Source organism: Streptomyces sp. NPDC096136 (assembly GCF_044763325.1).
Classification (GTDB): Bacteria; Actinomycetota; Actinomycetes; order Streptomycetales; family Streptomycetaceae; genus Streptomyces.
On record NZ_JBIWFZ010000019.1, the window covers coordinates 137,109 to 156,739 of the forward strand.

Genomic DNA, 19,631 nt, shown 5'->3' on the forward strand with positions numbered 1-19,631 from the left:
CTAGCCTGGATTTAGAGATCAAGCCCATGTCCTGGCGATGCTTCGAAAAGCCGCTGCGGGGCGGGCGCTCACACATTTCGCGATCGTTAAGGGGACGTCCGCATGTCGCAGCTTCTGCATGTCGATTCGAGTCTTGGTACTGAATCCGTGTCGAGGCGGCTCTCGGCCCATTTCGCCGGGGAGTGGCGCAACAACCACCCCGGTGCCGGCTACGCCTACCGCGATGTCGCGGCCCGGCCGGTGCCGCACATCACCGAGCCCGTGCACCAGGCGCTCATCCACCCGGACACCGACCACGGGCAGAGCGAGCAGGAGCGGGAGCTGACCGCCGCGATCACCCGTGAGGTCCTCGACGCGTCCGTGATCGTCCTCGGCGTCCCCATGCACAACTTCACGATCCCGTCGGCCCTCAAGGCCTGGCTGGACCGCATCGTCCACCCGGCCCACATGGCCGTCCCCAGCCCGCTCGCCGGCAAGAAGGTCGTCGTCGTCCTGACCCGGGGCGGCTCCTACGCGCCGGGCACCCCGCGCGAGGCCTTCGACTACCAGCAGACCTACCTCAAGGCGATCCTCGAGGCGATCGGCCTCGGCGAGGACCTCACCTTCGTCACCGCCGAGCTGACGATGGCCGCCATCGCCCCGCAGATGGCGGAGTTCAGGCCGCTGGCCGACGCCTCCCTGGCGAACGCGTACGACGCCCTCGCGAAGCTGGCCCAGTAGCCCCGGCCCCTCCCCGTCCCGAGCGAGAAGGACCCCATGAGCGACGCAATCTCCTACGAGGAGCCGTGGGCGCGGACCCACCACTTCGACCCGCCCGCCGTATTCGATTCCCTGCGCAAAGAGAGCCCCCTCGCGCGCATGGTCTATCCGGACGGACACATCGGATGGATCGCCTCCAGCCACGAACTGGTCCGCAAGGTCCTCAGTGACCCGAGGTTCAGCCACGGCCTCCAGGAATTCCACTTCCCGGTGACCCGTTTCGGAGAGCCCGTCATCGGCAGCTCCCCGGAGATCCCCGGCATGTTCATCCACATGGACCCGCCGAACCACACCCGCTACCGGCGGCTGCTGACGGGCGAGTTCACCGCCCGCCGGGCGAACCTGCTGGCCCCCCGCGTCGCGGAGGTCGCCGCCGAGCGGATCGAGGTGATGCGCGCCCACGGCGGCCCCGTCGACCTGGTCGAGAGCTACGCCAGGCCGCTGGTCCTGCGCGTGCTGTCCGAGCTGATCGGCTTCCCGTACGAGGAGCGCGAGCGCTACCAGCACGCGCCCACCGTGCTGCACGACCCGGACTCCTCGCAGGCGGACGTCGGGGCCGCCTTCGGACAGGTGACCGCCTTCATCACCGAGCTCGTCGGCAAGAAGCGGGAGCAGCCCGGCGACGACCTGATCAGCCGCCTGATCGCCGAGGGCGAGCTGACCACCGAAGAGATCTGCAACATCGTCACCCTGCTGCTCTTCGCCGGCTACGAGACCACCGAGAGCGCCCTGGTGGTCGGGGTCTTCGCCCTGCTGGAGCACCAGGAGCAGCTCGCCGCCCTCCGCGCGGACCCGTCGAAGCTCGACGCCGCCATCGAGGAGCTGCTGCGCTACATCACCGTCAACCAGTACGAGATGTACCGCACCGCCCTGGAGGACGTCGAGCTCGGCGGCCACCTGGTCAAGAAGGGCGACACCGTCACCGTGTCGCTGCCCGCGGCCAACCGCGACCCGGCCAGGTTCGGCTGCCCGGCCGACCTCGACATCGACCGCGAGACCTCGGGCCACGTGGCCTTCGGCTTCGGCGTCCACCAGTGCCTCGGCCAGAACCTCGCGCGCGTCGAGCTGCGCGCCGGCCTGTCGGCGCTCCTGAACGCCTTCCCCGACCTCCGGCTGGCCGTGGCCGCCGAAGAGGTCCCGCTGCGGCTCAAGGGCTCCGTCTTCGCGGTGAAGAGCCTGCCCGTCACCTGGTAGCAGTCCTCCCTACGAAAGGAATTGCGGCGCAGTGCGCACCGAACTCATCAGGCCACTTCCCGCCGCACTCCTGGAGAACGCGGCCCGTTTCCCCGACAAGACGGCCTTCGAGGACGACCGGCGGTCGGTCACCCACGCCGACCTGGAGGCGCGTACGCGCAGGCTCGCCGGACACCTGGCGGGCCTGGGCGTCGAGCCCGGCGACCGGGTCGCCCTCTGCCTCGGCAACACCGTCTCCATGATCGAGGGCTACCTCGCGACCGTCCGCGCCGCGGGCGTCGGCGTCCCCCTCAACCCGGGCTCGTCCCTCGCCGAGCTGGAGTACCTGCTCGCCGACAGCGGAGCCCGGGTGGTCGTCACCGACCCCGCCCAGGCACACCGGCTCCGGGGCTCGGCGGCCCTCGGGCCCGGCACCACGCTGCTGGTGACCGGCGGGGTCCCGGTGGGGGAGGGGGCGGCGGGGGACCCCTCGTCCCACTCGTACGACGAACTCGCCCTGCGCGAGCCGGCCGTGCCCGCCCGGGACGACCTCGGCCTCGACGACGTCGCCTGGATGTTCTACACCTCCGGCACCACCGGCCGGCCCAAGGGGGTCCTGTCGACCCAGCGCAACTGCCTGTGGTCCGTGGCCTCCTCCTACGTGCCCGTCCCCGGCCTCACCGACCGGGACCGGGTGCTCTGGCCCCTCCCGCTCTTCCACAGCCTCTCGCACATCGCGTGCCTCCTGTCGGTCACCGCCGTCGGCGCCACCGCCCGGATCATGGACGGCAGTTCCGCCGAGGACGTCATCCGGGCCCTGCGCGAGGAGGGCTCCACCTTCCTGGCCGGCGTCCCCACCACCTACCACCACCTGGTCGCCGCCGCCCGCCGGGACGGCTTCTCCGTCCCCAGCCTGCGCATCGGCCTGGTCGGCGGCGCCGTCACCGGATCCCGGCTGCGCCGTGAGTTCGAGGAGCTCTTCGGCGTCCCGCTGGTCGACGCCTACGGCAGCACCGAGACCTGCGGCGCCATCACCATGAACCCCCCGGACGGCGCCCGCGTCGAAGGCTCCTGCGGCCTGCCCGCCCCCGGCGTCGACGTCCGCCTCGTGCACCCCACCACCGGCCGGGACGTACCGTCCGGGGAGGAGGGCGAGGTCTGGGTCAGCGGACCGAACGTCATGGTCGGCTACCACAACGACCCCGGGGCGACCGCCGCCGCCCTCCAGGACGGCTGGTTCCGCACCGGCGACCTGGCCCGCCGCGACGAGGCCGGCTACTTCACCATCTGCGGCCGGATCAAGGAACTCGTGATCCGCGGCGGCGAGAACATCCACCCCGAGGAGATCGAGGCGGTCCTGCGCACCGTCGACGGCGTCGCCGACGCGGCCGTCGCCGGCCTGCCGCACGAGACCCTCGGCGAGGTCCCCGTCGCGTACGTGGTCCCCGGCGCCGCCGGCTTCGACGCCGCGGAGCTGATCGCCCGCTGCCGCGAGCAGCTCGCCGCGTACAAGGTGCCCGAGCAGGTCCGCGAGGTCGGGTCCATCCCCCGGACCGCCTCCGGCAAGACCCAGCGGCGGCTGCTGGCCGAGCGGCCCGGCGCACTGCGGTACGAGGCGGGGGCGGGCCTGGCCGAGGAGGCCGCGCGGCAGATCGGGCCCGACGCCGCCGTCACGGCCGCCCTGCGCGGCCGGCTGGCCGCGCTGGACGGGCGCGCGCAGCTGGCCCTGCTGGAGGACCTGGTCCGCACGCGGGCCGCCGAGGCACTGGGGGAGCCGGACGGCGGGCGGGTGCCGGCCGACCGCGCCTTCCGCGACCTGGGCCTCACCTCCCTGGCCGTCGTCGCCCTGCGCAACCGGCTGGTGGAGAGCACCGGACTGGGGCTGCCCACCACCGTCGTCTTCGACCACCCCACCCCGGCGGCGCTGGCGGCCGCGCTGCGGGCCGAGGTGCTCGGGACCGCCCCGGAGGCGGGCGTGCCGGGCGCGGGCTCCGCCGTGGCCGACACCGGCGAGCCGATCGCCATCGTGGGCATGGCCTGCCGCCTGCCGGGCGGCGTGGCGGGCCCGGAGGACCTGTGGCGGCTGGTGTCCGAGGGCCGGGACGCGGTCTCGGGATTCCCCGAGGACCGCGGCTGGGACCTGGACGGCCTGGTCGACCCCGACCCCGACCGTGCGGGCACCTCGTACACCGACCGGGGCGGCTTCCTGGAGGGCGCGGGCCTGTTCGACGCCGGGCTGTTCGGGATCTCGCCGCGCGAGGCCCTGGCGATGGACCCGCAGCAGCGGCTGCTGCTGGAGACCTCCTGGGAGGCCCTGGAGCGGGCCGGCATCGACCCGCTGTCGCTCAAGGGCGCCGACGTCGGCGTCTTCTCCGGGCTGTTCGGCCAGGGGTACGGGACCGGCGCCGCCGCGGTGGCCCCGGAACTGGAGGGCTTCACGACCACCGGGTCGGCGGCGAGCGTGGCCTCGGGCCGGGTCTCGTACGTCCTGGGACTCGAAGGCCCGGCGGTGTCGGTGGACACGGCCTGCTCCTCGTCGCTGGTGGCCCTGCACCTGGCGGCGCAGGCGCTGCGGCAGGGCGAGTGCTCGATGGCCCTGGCCGGCGGCGCGGCCGTGATGGCGACGCCCGCCCACTTCGTGGAGTTCTCCCGGCAGCGGGCCCTCGCGGCCGACGGGCGCTGCAAGGCGTTCTCCTCCACGGCCGACGGCACGGGCTGGGCCGAAGGCGCCGGCGTCGTGGTGCTGGAGCGGCTGTCGGTGGCGCGGGAGCGCGGCCACCGGGTGCTGGCGGTGCTGCGCGGCAGCGCGGTCAACCAGGACGGGGCCTCCAACGGCCTGACGGCTCCCAGCGGTCCCGCCCAGCAGCGGGTGATCCGCAAGGCGCTGGCCGCCGCCGGGCTGGCACCGGCCGACGTCGACGCGGTCGAGGCCCACGGGACCGGTACGTCCCTGGGCGACCCGATCGAGGCGCAGGCGCTGCTGGCCACGTACGGCAGGGGGCGCGACCCCGAGCGGCCGCTGTGGCTGGGCTCGCTCAAGTCCAACATCGGCCACACGCAGGCCGCGGCGGGCGTGGCCGGCGTGATCAAGATGGTCCAGGCGCTGCGGCACGGAGTGCTGCCGGCGACCCTGCACGTGGCGGAGCCCACCCCGCAGGTGGACTGGTCGGCGGGCGCGGTGGAGCTGCTGACCGAGGCGCGGGAGTGGCCGCGCGACGGCCGGCCGCGCCGGGCGGGCGTCTCGTCCTTCGGGGTCAGCGGGACGAACGCGCACCTGATCCTGGAAGAGGCCCCCGAGGAGGAGGCCGCGGAGCGGGCTCCGGTGGCCGGTGCCGTGGTCCCGCTGGTGGTGTCGGCGCGCAGCGCGGCCTCGCTGGCCGGTCAGGCCGGGCGGCTGGCGGAGTACGTCGGCCGGGGTGACGCCTCCCTGGCGGAGGTCGCCGCGGCGCTGGTGGCGGAGCGCGCGGTCCTCGGTGAGCGCGCGGTGGTCGTGGCCTCCTCGGCCGAGGAGGCGCGGACGAGGTTGGAGGGGCTGGCACGTGGTGAAGGTGCGGCGGGCGTGGTCTCCGGCACTGCGGCTGCTCCGGGCGGGGTGGTCTGGGTGTTCCCCGGCCAGGGCTCGCAGTGGGCCGGCATGGGACGGGAACTGCTCGACTCCTCGCCGGTGTTCGCGGCGCGGATCGCGGAGTGTGCGGCCGCGCTGGAGCCGTGGATCGACTGGTCGCTGACCGAGGTCCTGCGGGGCGAGGCCGCGCCGGAACTGCTGGACCGGGTGGACGTGCTCCAGCCGGCGAGCTTCGCGGTGATGGTGGGCCTGGCGGCCGTCTGGTCCTCGGCGGGCGTGGTGCCCGACGCGGTCCTGGGCCACTCCCAGGGGGAGATCGCCGCCGCCTGCGTCTCCGGCGCGCTGTCGCTGGACGACGCGGCCCGGGTGGTGGCGCTGCGCAGCCGGGCCATCGCCGGGGAGCTGGCGGGCCGGGGCGGGATGGCCTCGGTCGCGCTGGGCGCCGACGAGGCGGCGGCCGGGCTGGCGCCGTGGGCGGACCGGGTCGAGGTGGCCGCGGTCAACAGCCAGTCGTCCGTGGTCGTCGCGGGCGACGCGCAGGCGCTGGACGAGGCCCTGGAGGCGCTCTCCGCCGAAGGCGTCCGCGTGCGGCGCGTCGCGGTGGACTACGCCTCCCACACCCGGCACGTCGAGGCGATCGAGGACACGCTCGCCGAGACCCTCGCGGGGATCGTCGCGAAGGCCCCCGAGGTGCCGTTCTACTCCACCGTCACCGGCGGCTGGATCGAGGACGCCGGTGTCCTGGACGGCGGCTACTGGTACCGCAACCTGCGCGGCCAGGTCGGCTTCGGCCCGGCCGTCGCCGAACTGGCCGGACGGGGTTACGGGGTATTCCTGGAGGTCAGTGCCCACCCGGTGCTGGTCCAGCCCATCAGCGAGACCGTCGAGGGCGCCGACGCGGTCGTCGCCGGCTCGCTGCGGCGCGGGGACGGCGGCCTGCGCCGCCTGTACGCCTCCCTGGCCGAGCTGTTCGTCCGCGGCGCGGCCGTCGACTGGACCGCCGTCCTGCCCGCCACGACCGGGCGCGCGGAGCTGCCGACCTACGCCTTCGACCACCGGCACTACTGGCTCCCCGCGGCCGGCCCGGCCGCCGACGCGGCCTCGCTCGGGCTGGCCCCCGCCGGCCACCCCCTCCTCGGGGCGGTCGTCGGCCTGCCCGGCCCCGGCGGCCTCATGGCCACGTCCCACTGGTCGCTGCGCGCGCACCCCTGGCTCGCGGACCACCTGGTGTCCGGCGCCGTCGTCGTCCCGAACGCGGCCCTGGTCGAGCTGTCCATCCGGCTCGGCGACCTCGCCGCCACCCCCGTACTCGCCGAACTGACCGTCGACGCACCCGTCGTGCTGCCGCAGCGCGGCGGCCGCAGCGTCCAAGTGCTCGTCGGCGCACCCGACGGGACCGGGCAGCGGTCGGTGGAGGTCCACTCACGCGCCGCCGACGCCCCCGTCGACGCCCCGTGGACGCGGCACGCGCACGGCGTGCTCGCCCCCACCGCCCCGGCCGCGGCCGCCGGCACGGCCCCGGCCGGATTCGGACCGGCCACCGACGTCGCCCTGGACGAGACCTCGCTGCGCGACGCGGGCCGCTACGGGCTGCACCCGGCGCTGCTGGACGCGGCCGTCCGCACGGTCGTCCCCGCCGGCACGCTCCCGTCCCGGTGGACCGGGGTGTCCCTGCTGGCCTCCGGCGCCGCCGCCCTGCGCGTGCGCCCGGCGGACGGCGGGGGCCTGGAGCTGACCGATCTCGCCGGACAGCCCGTCCTGACCCTCGCGTCGGTCCGTTGCACCCCCTTCTCCCCCGAACAGGCGGGCATCACGGCCGCGCTGCCGCACGACGCCCTGTTCCGCGTCGAGTGGACGCCGTACGCGCTGCCCGCCGCGCAGGACCGGCCCCTCGACGTCGTGACCGTCGCCACCGGCGCGGACGTGACCGCCTGCGCCGGCTCGGCCCCCGACGTCCTCCTGTACGAGGTCCGGGCCACCGCCGGGACCACCGACCCCCGCGCGGCGGTCGACGCGGCCCTGGCCGTCCTCCAGGCCTGGCTGGCGGAGCCCGCCCTGGCCGGGACCCGGCTGGCCGTGGTCACCGGCGCGGACGACGGCCTGGAGGCCGCCGCCGTGTGGGGCCTGGTGCGCTCCGCGCAGTCCGAGCACCCAGGCCGGATCGTGCTCGCCGAGCTCGACGCCCCCCGCTCCGTCCTCCCGGCCGTGCTCCTCGGCGGCGAAGCCCAGATCAGGGTGCGCGACGGCGTGGCCGAGGTGCCCCGGCTGGTACGGGTGCCCGCCGCTGAGCCCCCGGCCGGGCGCCGGGCCCTGGACCCCGAGGGCACCGTACTGATCACCGGCGGCACGGGAACGCTCGGCGCCCTGACGGCCCGGCACCTGGTCACCGCGTACGGCGTCCGCCACCTGGTGCTGGCGGGCCGCCGCGGCCACGCCCCCGCGCTCCGCGACGAGCTGACCGCCCTGGGCGCATCCGTCACCGTCGCCGCCTGCGACACCGCGGACCGGGCCCAGGTCGAGGCCCTCCTGAACGCGATACCCGCCGAGCACCCGCTGACCGCCGTCGTGCACTCGGCCGGCGTCCTGGACGACGGGGTGCTCACCGAGCTGACCCCGCGGCGCGTGGACACCGTCCTGCGGCCGAAGGCCGACGCGGCGCTCCACCTGCACGAGCTCACCCGGGACCTGGACCTGGCCGCGTTCGTCCTGTTCTCCTCCGCCGCCGGTGTGCTCGGCAACCCCGGCCAGGCCAACTACGCGGCCGCCAACGCCTACCTGGACGAGCTCGCGCGCCGGCGCAACGCCCTCGGCCTGCCGGCCGTCTCCCTCGCCTGGGGCTACTGGTCGACGGTCAGCTCCATGACCGAGCACCTCGGCGCCGCCGACCTGCGCCGCAACCAGCGCATCGGCATGGGCGGGCTCTCCGCCGCCGAGGGCATGGCCCTGCTCGACGCCGCCCTCGGCGGCGAAGGCGCCCTGGTGGCCGCCAAGTTCGACGTGCCCGCCCTCCGGAAGGCCGCCGCCGAGGCCCCGGTACCGCCGCTGCTGCGCGGCCTGGCCCCGTCGCCGCGCCCCACCGCCCGGGCCGCCGCCGGCCCGTCCGCCACCGCCCCCCTGCGCGAGCGCCTCGCCGGCCTGAGCGGGGCCGAGCAGTCCGAGGCCCTCCTCGAACTGGTCCGGCGGCACGCCGCCGAGGTGCTGGGGCACGCCTCCGCCGACGCCGTCCCCGCGGGCCGGACCTTCAAGGAGGCCGGGTTCGACTCGCTCACGGCGGTCGAGCTGCGCAACCGGCTGGCCACCGCCACCGGACTGGCCCTGTCCCCGGTGGTCGTCTTCGACCACCCGAAGCCGGCCGCCCTCGCCGAGCACCTGCGCACCAGGCTCTTCGGCGACGCGGCCGCCGCGGGCGCCGCATCCCAGCGGCCCCGGACCGGCACCCCGTCCACCGGGCCGGACGAGGACGATCCGATCGCCATCGTCGCCATGGCCTGCCGCTTCCCGGCCGGGGTACACAGCCCCGAGGACCTCTGGCGGGTGGTCGCCGAAGGCGTCGACGCCGTCACCGAGTTCCCCGCCGACCGCGACTGGGACACCGACGGGCTCTTCCACGCCGACCCCGACCACCCCGGCACCACCTACGTCCGCCACGGGGCGTTCCTCGACGACGCCCCCGGCTTCGACGCCGCCTTCTTCGGCATCTCCCCGAACGAGGCCCTCGCCATGGACCCGCAGCAGCGCCTGCTGCTGGAGACCTCCTGGGAGGCCTTCGAGCGGGCCGCGATCGACCCGACGACGCTGGCCGGCGAGGACGTGGGCGTCTTCGTCGGCGTCAACAGCCACGACTACACCGTACGGATGCACGGGGCGTCCGGCGTCGAGGGGTTCCGCCTCACCGGAGCCTCGGGCGCCGTCACCTCCGGCCGCATCGCCTACCACTACGGCTTCGAGGGCCCGGCCATCACGGTCGACACGGCCTGCTCCTCCTCGCTGGTGGCCCTGCACATGGCCGCGCAGGCACTGAGGCAGGGCGAGTGCTCGATGGCGCTGGCCGGCGGGGTGATGGTGATGGGCACCGTCGAGACCTTCGTCGAGTTCTCCCGCCAGCGCGGGCTGGCCCCCGACGGCCGGTGCAAGGCCTTCGCGGACGGCGCCGACGGCACCGGCTGGTCCGAGGGCGCGGGCCTGCTGCTCGTCGAGCGGCTGTCGGACGCCCGCCGCCGCGGCCACCGGGTGCTCGCCGTGCTGCGCGGCTCCGCGGTCAACCAGGACGGCGCCTCGAACGGCCTGACCGCGCCCAACGGCCCCGCCCAGCAGCGGGTGATCCGCAAGGCCCTGGCCCAGGCGGGGCTGGCCGCCTCGGACGTGGACGCCGTGGAGGCCCACGGCACGGGCACGACCCTCGGCGACCCCATCGAGGCCGAGGCCCTCCTCGCGACCTACGGCCAGGACCGGCCGGGCGGCCGGCCGCTGTGGCTGGGCTCCGTGAAGTCGAACATCGGCCACACGCAGGCGGCCGCCGGTGTGGCGGGCGTCATCAAGATGGTGATGGCGATGCGGCACGGGATCCTCCCGCGGACGCTGCACGTCGACCGCCCGTCCTCACACGTCGACTGGTCCGCGGGCGCCGTGGAACTGCTGACCGAGGCCCGCGACTGGCCCGGCGACGGCCGCCCCCGCCGGGCCGGCGTCTCCTCCTTCGGCATCGGCGGCACCAACGCCCACGTCATCGTCGAGGAAGCCCCCGGACAGCCGCCGGCCCCCGCCGCACCGCTGCCCGCACCGGCGGACGACCCCGCATCCGCAGCCGTACCCGCACCGGCGGACGACCCCGAACCCGCCCCCGAACCCGTACCCGCGCCCGTACCCGTACTCGTCCCGGTCTCGGCGCGGACGCGGGCCGGACTGCGCGGCCAGGCCGCCCGGCTCGCCCGCTTCCTCGACGAGCGCCCCGACGTGCCGCTCACCGACACCGCCCACGCCCTCGCCACCGCACGCGCCCGGCTCGACCACCGCGCCGTCGTCCTGGCCTCCGGCCGGGGCGCTCTGGCCGCCGGCCTCGGCGCCCTCGGCCGCGGCGAGGCGTCCCCCGCCGTGGTCCTCGGCACCCCCGCCCCCGGCAAGCTGGCCGTCCTCTTCACCGGCCAGGGCAGCCAGTGGGCCGCCATGGGCAGCGAACTCGCCCGCACCCAGCCGGTCTTCCGCGAGGCCTTCGAAGCCGCCTGCGCCGCCGTCGAGGAGCACCTGACCGGCCACGTGGAGCGCCCGCTGCGCGAGGTCGTGTCCGCCGCCCCCGGAGCCGCCGGCAGCGAGCTGCTCGACCGGACCGCCTACACGCAGGGCGCCCTCTTCGCCCTGGAGACCGCGCTGTACCGGCTCTTCGAGTCGTGGGGGGTCCGGCCGGACCTCCTCGCCGGCCACTCCGTCGGCGAGATCACCGCCGCGCACGTCTCCGGCGTCCTGGGGCTGCGGGACGCGGGCCGGCTCATCGCCGCGCGCGGCCGGCTGATGCAGGCCCTGCCCGCGGGCGGCGCGATGGTCGCCGTCCAGGCGACCGAGGCCGAGCTCGCCCCCCTGCTGGCCCGGGCCCGGGGCGTCGTCGGCGTCGCGGCGGTCAACGGCCCCGACGCGCTGGTGCTCTCCGGCGCCGAGGAGCCCGTCCTCGCCGTCGCCGCCGAACTGGCGGGCCGCGGCCGCAAGACGCGCCGGCTGCCGGTCAGCCACGCCTTCCACTCCCCGCTCATGGAGCCGATGCTCGATGCGTTCCGCACGGTCGCGGAGAGCCTGACGTACCACCCCGGCACCCTCCCCGTCGTCTCCACCCTCACCGGCGCGCCCGCCCGCGACGGACTGCTCGCCACCCCCGGATACTGGGTCGACCAGGCCCGCGGCGCCGTCCGGTTCGGCGACGCCGTCACCGCGCTCGCCGACCGCGGCGCCACCACCTTCCTGGAGCTGGGCCCGGGCGGCGCCCTCGCCGCGCTGGCCTCCGCCACCCTCGGCGACACGCCGGAGCACGCCTTCCTCGCCGGCCTGCGCAAGGACGGAGGCGAGACCGAGGGCGTCCTGACCACCCTCGCGGAACTGCACGTACGCGGCGCGGACCTGGACTGGACGGCCCTCCTCGGCCGGCCCGCCACGGCGGCCGGTCCCGAGCTGCCCACGTACGCCTTCCAGCACCAGCGGTACTGGGCCGGCTCCGACGCCGGCCCGCGCGGCGGCGCCGAAGCCCTCGGCACCACCGGTACCGGACACCCGCTGCTCGCCGCCGTCGTCGACGTACCCGGCGACACGGGCGGGGAAGGCGGCTACGTGCTCACCGGACGGCTCGCGCCGCACGGCCCGGGACGCCCCTCCGGCCCGGCGGACGCCCCCGCCGACATCCCGGCCGCGGCGCTGCTGGAGATGCTCGTCCGGGCCGGCGACGAAGCCGGCTGCGGAAGCCTCGAACAGGTCGCCGTCGAGGCACCCCTGACGGTCCCGGAGCACGGCCACACCCGGATACGGGTGTCGGTGGACGCCCCCGGCCCGGACGGCCGCCGCCGCGCCGCCGTCCACGGCCGCCGCTCCGACGACGGCGGGCTCGGGACCTGGACCTGCCACGCGCGGGCCGTCCTGGTGCCCGGAACGCCGCAGCCCTCCTTCGACCCGCGCACCTGGCCGCTGCCCGCCGACGGCGCGACCTCCCTCCCGGGAGCGCCGCGCGTGTGGGAGCGGGACGGCTCCACCTTCGCGGAGATCGTCCTGCCCGCCGAACTCGCCGAGGAGGCGGCGCGGTTCACCCTCCACCCGGTCCTCCTCGACACCGCGCTGCGGGTCCTGGACACCACCGCGGCCCCCTCCGGCGACGACGGTGCCCGCGACCTGTCGCGCTGCGCGGGCCTGGCCGTGTACGCGGAAGGCGCCGCCGCGCTGAGGCTGCGCGCCACCCCGGCGCAGGACGGCCGCCACCTGCTGGAACTCGCCGACGCGGCGGGCGACCCCGTCGCGGTCCTCGGCCCGCTGGCCCTGGACGCCGTACCCGGACGGGAGCCCGCCCAGGCGGCCCCCGCGGCCGGGGAGCGGACCGCGCCGCGGGCCCCCGTCCGGCGCGTGGCGGCGCGCGGCGAAGGGGCCGGGGACGCGCTCGCGGACCGGCTCGCCGGGCTGCCGGCCGAGGAGCAGCAGCGCGTGGTGCGGGACCTGGTGCAGGAGGCGACCGCCTTCGTCCTCGGCCACCGCGCGTCGGACGCGCTCGACGCGGAACTGTCCTTCAAGGGCCTCGGCGTCGACTCCCTCAGCGCGGTCAAGCTCCGCAACCGCCTGCGCGAGCTCACCGGGGTGGACGACCTGCCGATGACCCTGGTCTTCGACTACCCGAGCCCCACCGCCCTCGCCGCGTACCTGCGGGCCGAGCTCCTCGGCGAGCAGGAGGCGCCGCAAGCGGCGGCCGCGGCGGCCGTCTCCGACGAGCCGATCGCCATCGTCGCCATGAGCACCCGGCTCCCGGGCGGCGCGGACAGTCCGGAGGAACTGTGGAGGCTGGTCGCCGAACGGCGCGACGCGGTCTCCGGTTTCCCGCTCGACCGCGGCTGGGACCTGGAGGGCCTGTACCACCCGGACCCGGCGCGCCCGGGCACGAGCTACACCCGTTCGGGCGGCTTCCTCCACGAGGCGGCGCAGTTCGACGCCGGGCTCTTCGGGATCTCCCCGCGCGAGGCCCTGGCGATGGACCCGCAGCAGCGGCTGCTGCTGGAGACCTCCTGGGAGGCCCTGGAGCGGGCCGGCATCGACCCGCTGTCCGCCAAGGGCGCCGACATCGGCGTCTTCACCGGCATCGTCCACCACGACTACGTGACCCGTCTCCACCAGGTCCCCGAGAACGTCCAGGGCTACCTCATGACCGGCACGGCGGCGAGCGTGGCCTCGGGCCGCGTCTCGTACGTGTTCGGCTTCGAGGGCCCGGCCGTGACGGTGGACACGGCGTGCTCCTCTTCCCTGGTCGCGATCCACCTGGCGGCGCAGGCGCTGCGGCAGGGCGAGTGCTCGATGGCCCTCGCCGGCGGCGCGACGGTGATGGCCGGCCCGGACGCGTTCCTGGAGTTCTCCCGGCAGCGCGGCCTGTCCGCCGACGGGCGCTGCAAGGCCTTCTCCTCGACGGCCGACGGAACCGGCTGGGCCGAAGGCGTCGGCGTCGTGGTGCTGGAGCGGCTCTCCGTGGCACGCGAGCGCGGGCACGAGGTGCTGGCGGTGCTGCGCGGCAGCGCGGTCAACCAGGACGGGGCCTCCAACGGCCTGACCGCCCCCAACGGGCCGTCGCAGCAGCGGGTCATCCGCAAGGCGCTGGCCACGGCCGGACTCGCCCCGGCCGACGTGGACGTGGTCGAGGCCCACGGCACGGGCACCGCGCTGGGCGACCCGATCGAGGCGCAGGCGCTGCTGGCGACGTACGGCAAGGGGCGCGACCCCGAGCGGCCGCTGTGGCTGGGCTCGCTGAAGTCCAACATCGGCCACACGCAGGCCGCTGCGGGCGTGGCGGGCGTGATCAAGATGGTCATGGCCATGCGGCACGGCGTGATGCCCGGCACCCTGCACGTGGCGGAGCCCACGACGGCCGTGGACTGGTCCGCCGGGGCGGTACGGCTGCTGACCGAGGCGCGGGAGTGGTCGCGCGACGGCCGGCCGCGCCGGGCGGGCGTCTCCTCGTTCGGTGCCAGCGGGACGAACGCGCACCTGGTCCTGGAGGAAGCCCCCGAGGAGGAGGCCGCGGCGACGGCCCGGGCCCCGATGTCCGGGGGCGCGGTCCCGCTGGTGGTGTCGGCGCGCGGCGCAGCCTCCCTGGCCGGTCAGGCCGGACGGCTGGCCGCGTACGTCGAGGAAGCCGACGGGGTGTCGCCGGCGGAGGTGGCCGCGGCCCTGGTGTCGAGCCGTGCGCTGCTCGGCGAGCGCGCGGTGGTCGTGGCCGGGTCCGCCGATGAGGCCCTCGCCGGGCTGCGGGCGCTGGCCCGCCGTGAGAGCGCCCCGAACCTGGTGACCGGCAGCGCCGCCCCCGGCGCGGACGGGCCGGGCAAGGTCGTGTGGGTGTTCCCGGGTCAGGGGTCGCAGTGGGCCGGTATGGGTCGTGAGCTGCTCGATTCCTCGCCGGTGTTCGCCGACCGCATCGCGGAGTGTGCCGCGGCGCTGGAGCCGTGGGTGGACTGGTCGCTGACCGAGGTCCTTCGGGGCGAGGTCGCGGCGGAGCTGCTGGACCGTGTCGACGTGCTCCAGCCCGCGAGTTTCGCGGTCATGGTCGGTCTGGCGGCCGTCTGGGCCTCGCTGGGTGTCCGTCCCGACGCGGTGGTCGGCCACTCGCAGGGCGAGATCGCCGCCGCCTGTGTCTCGGGTGCTCTGTCTTTGGAGGACGCGGCCCGGGTGGTGGCCCTGCGCAGCCGGGCCATCGCCAAGGAGCTGGCCGGCCGCGGCGGAATGGCCTCGGTGGCGCTGAGCGCCGATGAGGCCGTGGCCCGTCTGGAGCGGTGGGCCGACCGGGTCGAGGTCGCCGCCGTCAACAGCCCGTCGTCCGTGGTGGTCGCCGGTGACGCCGAGGCACTCGACGAGGCGCTGGAGGCCCTGGCCTTCGAGGGCGTCCGGGTGCGCCGGGTCGCCGTGGACTACGCCTCCCACAGCCGGCACGTCGAGGCCATCGAGGACTCCCTCGCCGAACTGCTGGCCGGGGTGGAGGCCCTGGCCCCCACGGTCCCCTTCTACTCGACCGTGACCGGCGGCTGGGTGGCGGAGGCCGGTGTCCTGGACGGCGGCTACTGGTACCGCAACCTGCGCGGCCGGGTCGGCTTCGGCCCGGCCGTCACCGCCCTCCTCGCCCAGGGCCACGGCGTGTTCGTCGAGGTCAGCGCCCACCCGGTGCTCGTCCAGCCGGTCAACGAGGCGGCCGACGGCGCCGAAGCCGACGCCGTGGTGACCGGCACCCTGCGCCGCGGGGACGGGGGCCTGCGGCGGCTGTACGCCTCGGCGGCCGAGCTGTTCGTCCGCGGGACGGCCGTGGACTGGAGCGGTGTGCTGCCGCCGCCGGCCCGCCGCGTGGAGCTCCCGACGTACGCCTTCGACCGCCAGCACTACTGGCTGGAGGAGGCGGACACCGCCACCGGCCCCGCCGGGGAGGCCGAAGGCGCGGACTGCGACTTCTGGGACGCCGTCGAGCGCGCCGACCTGGACTCCCTCGGCGAACTGCTGGACATGGCCTCGGCCGACCAGCGCAGCGCCCTGGACACGGTCGTGCCCGTCCTCGCCGAATGGCGCGGCAAGCGCCGCGAACGCTCCACCGCCGAGAAGCTGCGCTACCACGTCACCTGGCAGCCCCTCGAACGCGAGGCGGCCGGCATACCCGGCGGTCGCTGGCTGGTCATCGTACCGTCCGGCCGTCCGGCCGGCGGCGCCACCGACGCGCTCCTGGACGAGCTGACCGGCCTCGGCCTCGGCACGGTCCTGCTGGAGGCCGGCGCCGCCGACCTCACCCGGGACCGGCTCGCCCGGCGCCTGGCCGAGGTCCTGGCCGCCCAGGACCTGAGCGGCGTCCTGTCCCTCCTCGCGCTCGACGACCGGCCCGCCGACGACGGACGCCCCCAGGACCCGGCCTCGGCCACGGCGCCGACGCTCGCGCTGATCCAGGCCCTGGGCGACTGCGACGCCCCCCAGCCGCTGTGGTGCGTCACCCGGGGCGCCGTGAACATCGGCATCCACGACACCCTCACCTCCCCGGTCCCCGCGGCGCTGTGGGGCCTCGGCCGGGCCGCCGCGCTCGAACGGCCCGACCGGTGGGGCGGCCTGCTCGACCTGCCCGCCACCGCCGACCCGCGCACGGCCCCCCGCCTGCTCGCGGCCCTGAACTCCGCCGCAGGCGAGGACCAGCTCGCGGTACGCCGCTCCGGCGTGTACGCCCGGCGCCTGGTCCGCAAGCCCGTACCGGAGTCCACCGGCGACGGCTGGCGGCCCCGGGGCACCGTCCTGGTCACCGGCGGCGCCGAAGGCCTCGGACGGCACGCCTCGGTCTGGCTCGCCCAGGCCGGAGCGGCCCGCCTCGTCGTCACCACCACCGCGGTGGCGGCCGACGACAGCGTGCCGCAGCTGCGGGCGGAACTGGCCGCGCTGGGCCTCGACACCCTCGTGGAGTCCTGCGCGGACGGCGACCGGGAGGCCCTCGCACGCCTGGCCGGCCCCGAGGCCCCCGAGCATCCCCTCACGGCCGTCGTGCACGCCGCCGACGTCACGCAGACCAGCTCCATCGACGACACCGCAGTACAGGACCTCGCCGGCGTGTTCGCCGCCAAGGTGGACACGGCCGTGTGGCTGGACGGACTGTTCGAGGACACGCCGCTCGACGCGTTCGTGGTCTTCTCCTCGATCGCCGGCGTGTGGGGCGGCGGCGGCCAGGGCCCGTCCGGCGCGGCGAACGCCGTGCTCGACGCCCTGATCGAGTGCCGCCGCGGCCGCGGACTGCGGGCGACGTCGATCGCCTGGGGCGCCCTCGACATGGTCGGCGTGGGCATGGACGAGGCCGCCCTCGCCCAGCTCCGCCGCCGGGGCGTCCTGCCCGTGCCCCCGCAGCTCGCGGTCACCGCGATGGTGCAGGCGGTCCAGGGCAACGAGAAGTCCGTGGCCGTGGCCGACATGGACTGGGGCGCGTTCATCCCCGCGTTCACCTCGGTCCGCCCCAGCCCCCTGTTCGCCGACCTCCCCGAAGCCGCGCAGGCCCTCCAGGCGCTGCAGGGCGACGGCGGGGACGGCGACGCCGCCGCGTCCCTCGCGGACTCCCTGCGCGCGGTCCCGGAAGCCGAGCAGGACCGCATCCTGCTCCGGCTGGTACGCGGCCACGCCTCGACGGTCCTCGGCCACAGCGGCGCCGACGGCATCGGCCCGCGGCAGGCCTTCCAGGAGGTCGGCTTCGACTCGCTGGCCGCCGTCAACCTGCGCAACACCCTGAACGCGGCCACCGGACTGCGGCTGCCCGCGACGCTGGTCTTCGACTACCCCACCCCCGAGGCACTGGTCGGGTACCTGCGCTCCGAACTGCTCCGGCAGGCCGACGACGGCCCGGACCCGCGCGAGGACGACCTCAGGCGCGTCCTGGCGTCCGTCCCGTTCGCCCGGTTCAGGGACGCGGGAGTGCTGGACGCCCTGCTCGGCCTCGCCGAGACGGGAGCGGACGCGGACCCCGACGCCGGCAACGGCGCCGCCGCACCCGGAGGAGAACCGCCGGCGGCCGCCGCCGACGCGGAACTGATCGACGCCATGGACGTTGCCGACCTCGTGCAGCGGGCCCTGGGCAAGACGAGCTGATCACCTGTGAACGAATCGTGGAGGATGGATATGTCGGCGCCCGACCAGCAGGTCGTCGAGGCACTGCGCGCCTCGCTGAAGGAGAACGCCCGGCTCCAGCAGGAGAACAGCACGCTCGCCGCGGCGGCCGCGGAGCCCATCGCGATCGTCTCCATGGCGTGCCGCTACGCCGGCGGCATCAGCGGCCCGGAGGACTTCTGGCGCGTGGTCTCCGAAGGCGCCGACGTGTACGGCCCGTTCCCCGAGGACCGCGGCTGGGACGTCGAGGGCCTCTACCACCCCGACCCCGACCACCCGGGCACGACGTACGTGAAGGAAGGCGCCTTCCTGCGCGACGCCGGCCGGTTCGACGCCGGCTTCTTCGGGATCTCCCCGCGCGAGGCCCTCGCCATGGACCCGCAGCAGCGCCAGCTCCTCGAAGTGTCCTGGGAGACCTTCGAACGGGCCGGCATCGACCCGCACTCGGTGCGCGGCGGCGACGTCGGCGTGTTCACCGGCATCGTCCACCAGGACTACGCACCCGACCTCAGCGGCCACGAGGACTACCTCAGCCTGGAGCGCGCCCTCGGGACCGCCGGCGGCGTCGCCTCCGGCCGCGTCGCCTACTCCCTGGGCCTCGAAGGCCCCGCGGTCACCGTCGACACCATGTGCTCCTCCTCGCTGGTCGCCATCCACCTCGCCGCGCAGGCCCTGCGCCGCGGCGAGTGCTCCATGGCCCTCGCGGGCGGAGCGACCGTCATGGCGACACCCGGCGGCTTCGTCGGCTTCGCCCGCCAGCGCGCCCTCGCCTTCGACGGGCGCTGCAAGTCCTACGCCGCCGGAGCCGACGGCTCCGGCTGGGCCGAGGGCGTCGGCGTGCTGCTGCTGGAACGGCTGTCCGTGGCGCGCGAGCGCGGCCACCGCGTACTGGCCGTCATCCGCGGCAGCGCGATCAACCAGGACGGCGCCTCCAACGGCCTGACCGCCCCCAACGGCCCCGCGCAGCAGCGCGTGATCCGCAAGGCCCTGGAGAGCTCCGGCCTCACCCCGGCGGACGTGGACGCGGTCGAGGGCCACGGCACGGGCACCGTCCTCGGCGACCCGATCGAGGCCCAGGCGCTCCTGGCCACCTACGGTCAGGGCCGCGACCCGCAGCAGCCGCTGTGGCTCGGCTCCGTCAAGTCCGTCATCGGGCACACGCAGGCGGCGTCCGGTGTGGCCGCCGTGATCAGCACGGTGCAGGCGCTGCGCCACGGCGTGCTCCCGGCGACCCGGCACGTCGACGCGCCCACCCCGCAGGTCGACTGGTCCGCGGGCGCGGTCGAGCTGCTGACCGAGGCGCGGGACTGGCCGCGCGGCGAGCGCCCGCGCCGCGCCGGCGTCTCCTCGTTCGGTGCCAGCGGCACCAACGCGCACATGATCCTGGAGGAGGCCCCCGCCGAGGAGACCGCCGCGCCGGCCGCGCCGGCCGTGCAGGAGCGGGCTCCGGGCGCGGTGCCGCTGGTGGTGTCGGCCCAGACCGCCGGGTCGCTGACGGCCCAGGCCGAGCGGCTCGCCGCGTTCGTCGAGGACGCCCCCGGGCTGCCCCTGGCGGACGTGGCCGGCGCGCTGGTGTCGGGCCGCGCGGTGCTGGCCGAGCGCGCGGTGGTCCTCGCCGGCTCGCACGACGAGGCGCTGGCCGGGCTGCGGGCGCTGGCCCGCGGGGAGACCGCGGCCGCCGTCACCTCCGGCCGGGCGGCCGGCGCGGTCGGGCCGGGCAAGGTCGTGTGGGTGTTCCCGGGTCAGGGTGCGCAGTGGGCCGGTATGGGTCGGGAACTCCTGGACTCCTCGCCGGTGTTCGCGGCGC

4 protein-coding genes are annotated in these 19,631 nt (G+C 76.1%); all 4 read left to right on the forward strand.

Annotation, left to right across the window (positions count from 1 at the left end; genetic code table 11):
- The first annotated feature begins 102 nt into the window (after positions 1 to 102).
- Positions 103 to 720, forward strand: a complete 618-nt coding sequence (locus tag ACIRBY_RS30355) for an FMN-dependent NADH-azoreductase (RefSeq protein WP_403906505.1) — start codon at positions 103 to 105, stop codon at positions 718 to 720.
- Between the two features lie 36 nt (positions 721 to 756).
- A complete protein-coding gene (locus tag ACIRBY_RS30360; RefSeq protein ID WP_403906508.1) occupies positions 757 to 1,953 on the forward strand; it encodes a cytochrome P450 in 1,197 nt (398 codons plus the stop codon).
- Between the two features lie 31 nt (positions 1,954 to 1,984).
- The gene (locus tag ACIRBY_RS30365; RefSeq protein WP_403906510.1) at positions 1,985 to 17,806 is read left to right on the forward strand and encodes a type I polyketide synthase; all 15,822 of its coding nucleotides are present in this window, start codon (positions 1,985 to 1,987) and stop codon (positions 17,804 to 17,806) included.
- A 30-nt stretch (positions 17,807 to 17,836) separates the two neighbouring features.
- Positions 17,837 to 19,631: type I polyketide synthase (locus tag ACIRBY_RS30370; RefSeq protein ID WP_403906513.1), on the forward strand; the 1,795-nt coding region annotated here is incomplete at its 3' end.

Bases quoted from the DNA above. Each gene is read 5' to 3' on its own strand.
- ACIRBY_RS30360 (WP_403906508.1), top strand. From the start codon at position 757: ATGAGCGACGCAATCTCCTACGAGGAGCCGTGGGCGCGGACCCACCAC.
- ACIRBY_RS30355 (WP_403906505.1), top strand. From the start codon at position 103: ATGTCGCAGCTTCTGCATGTCGATTCGAGTCTTGGTACTGAATCCGTG.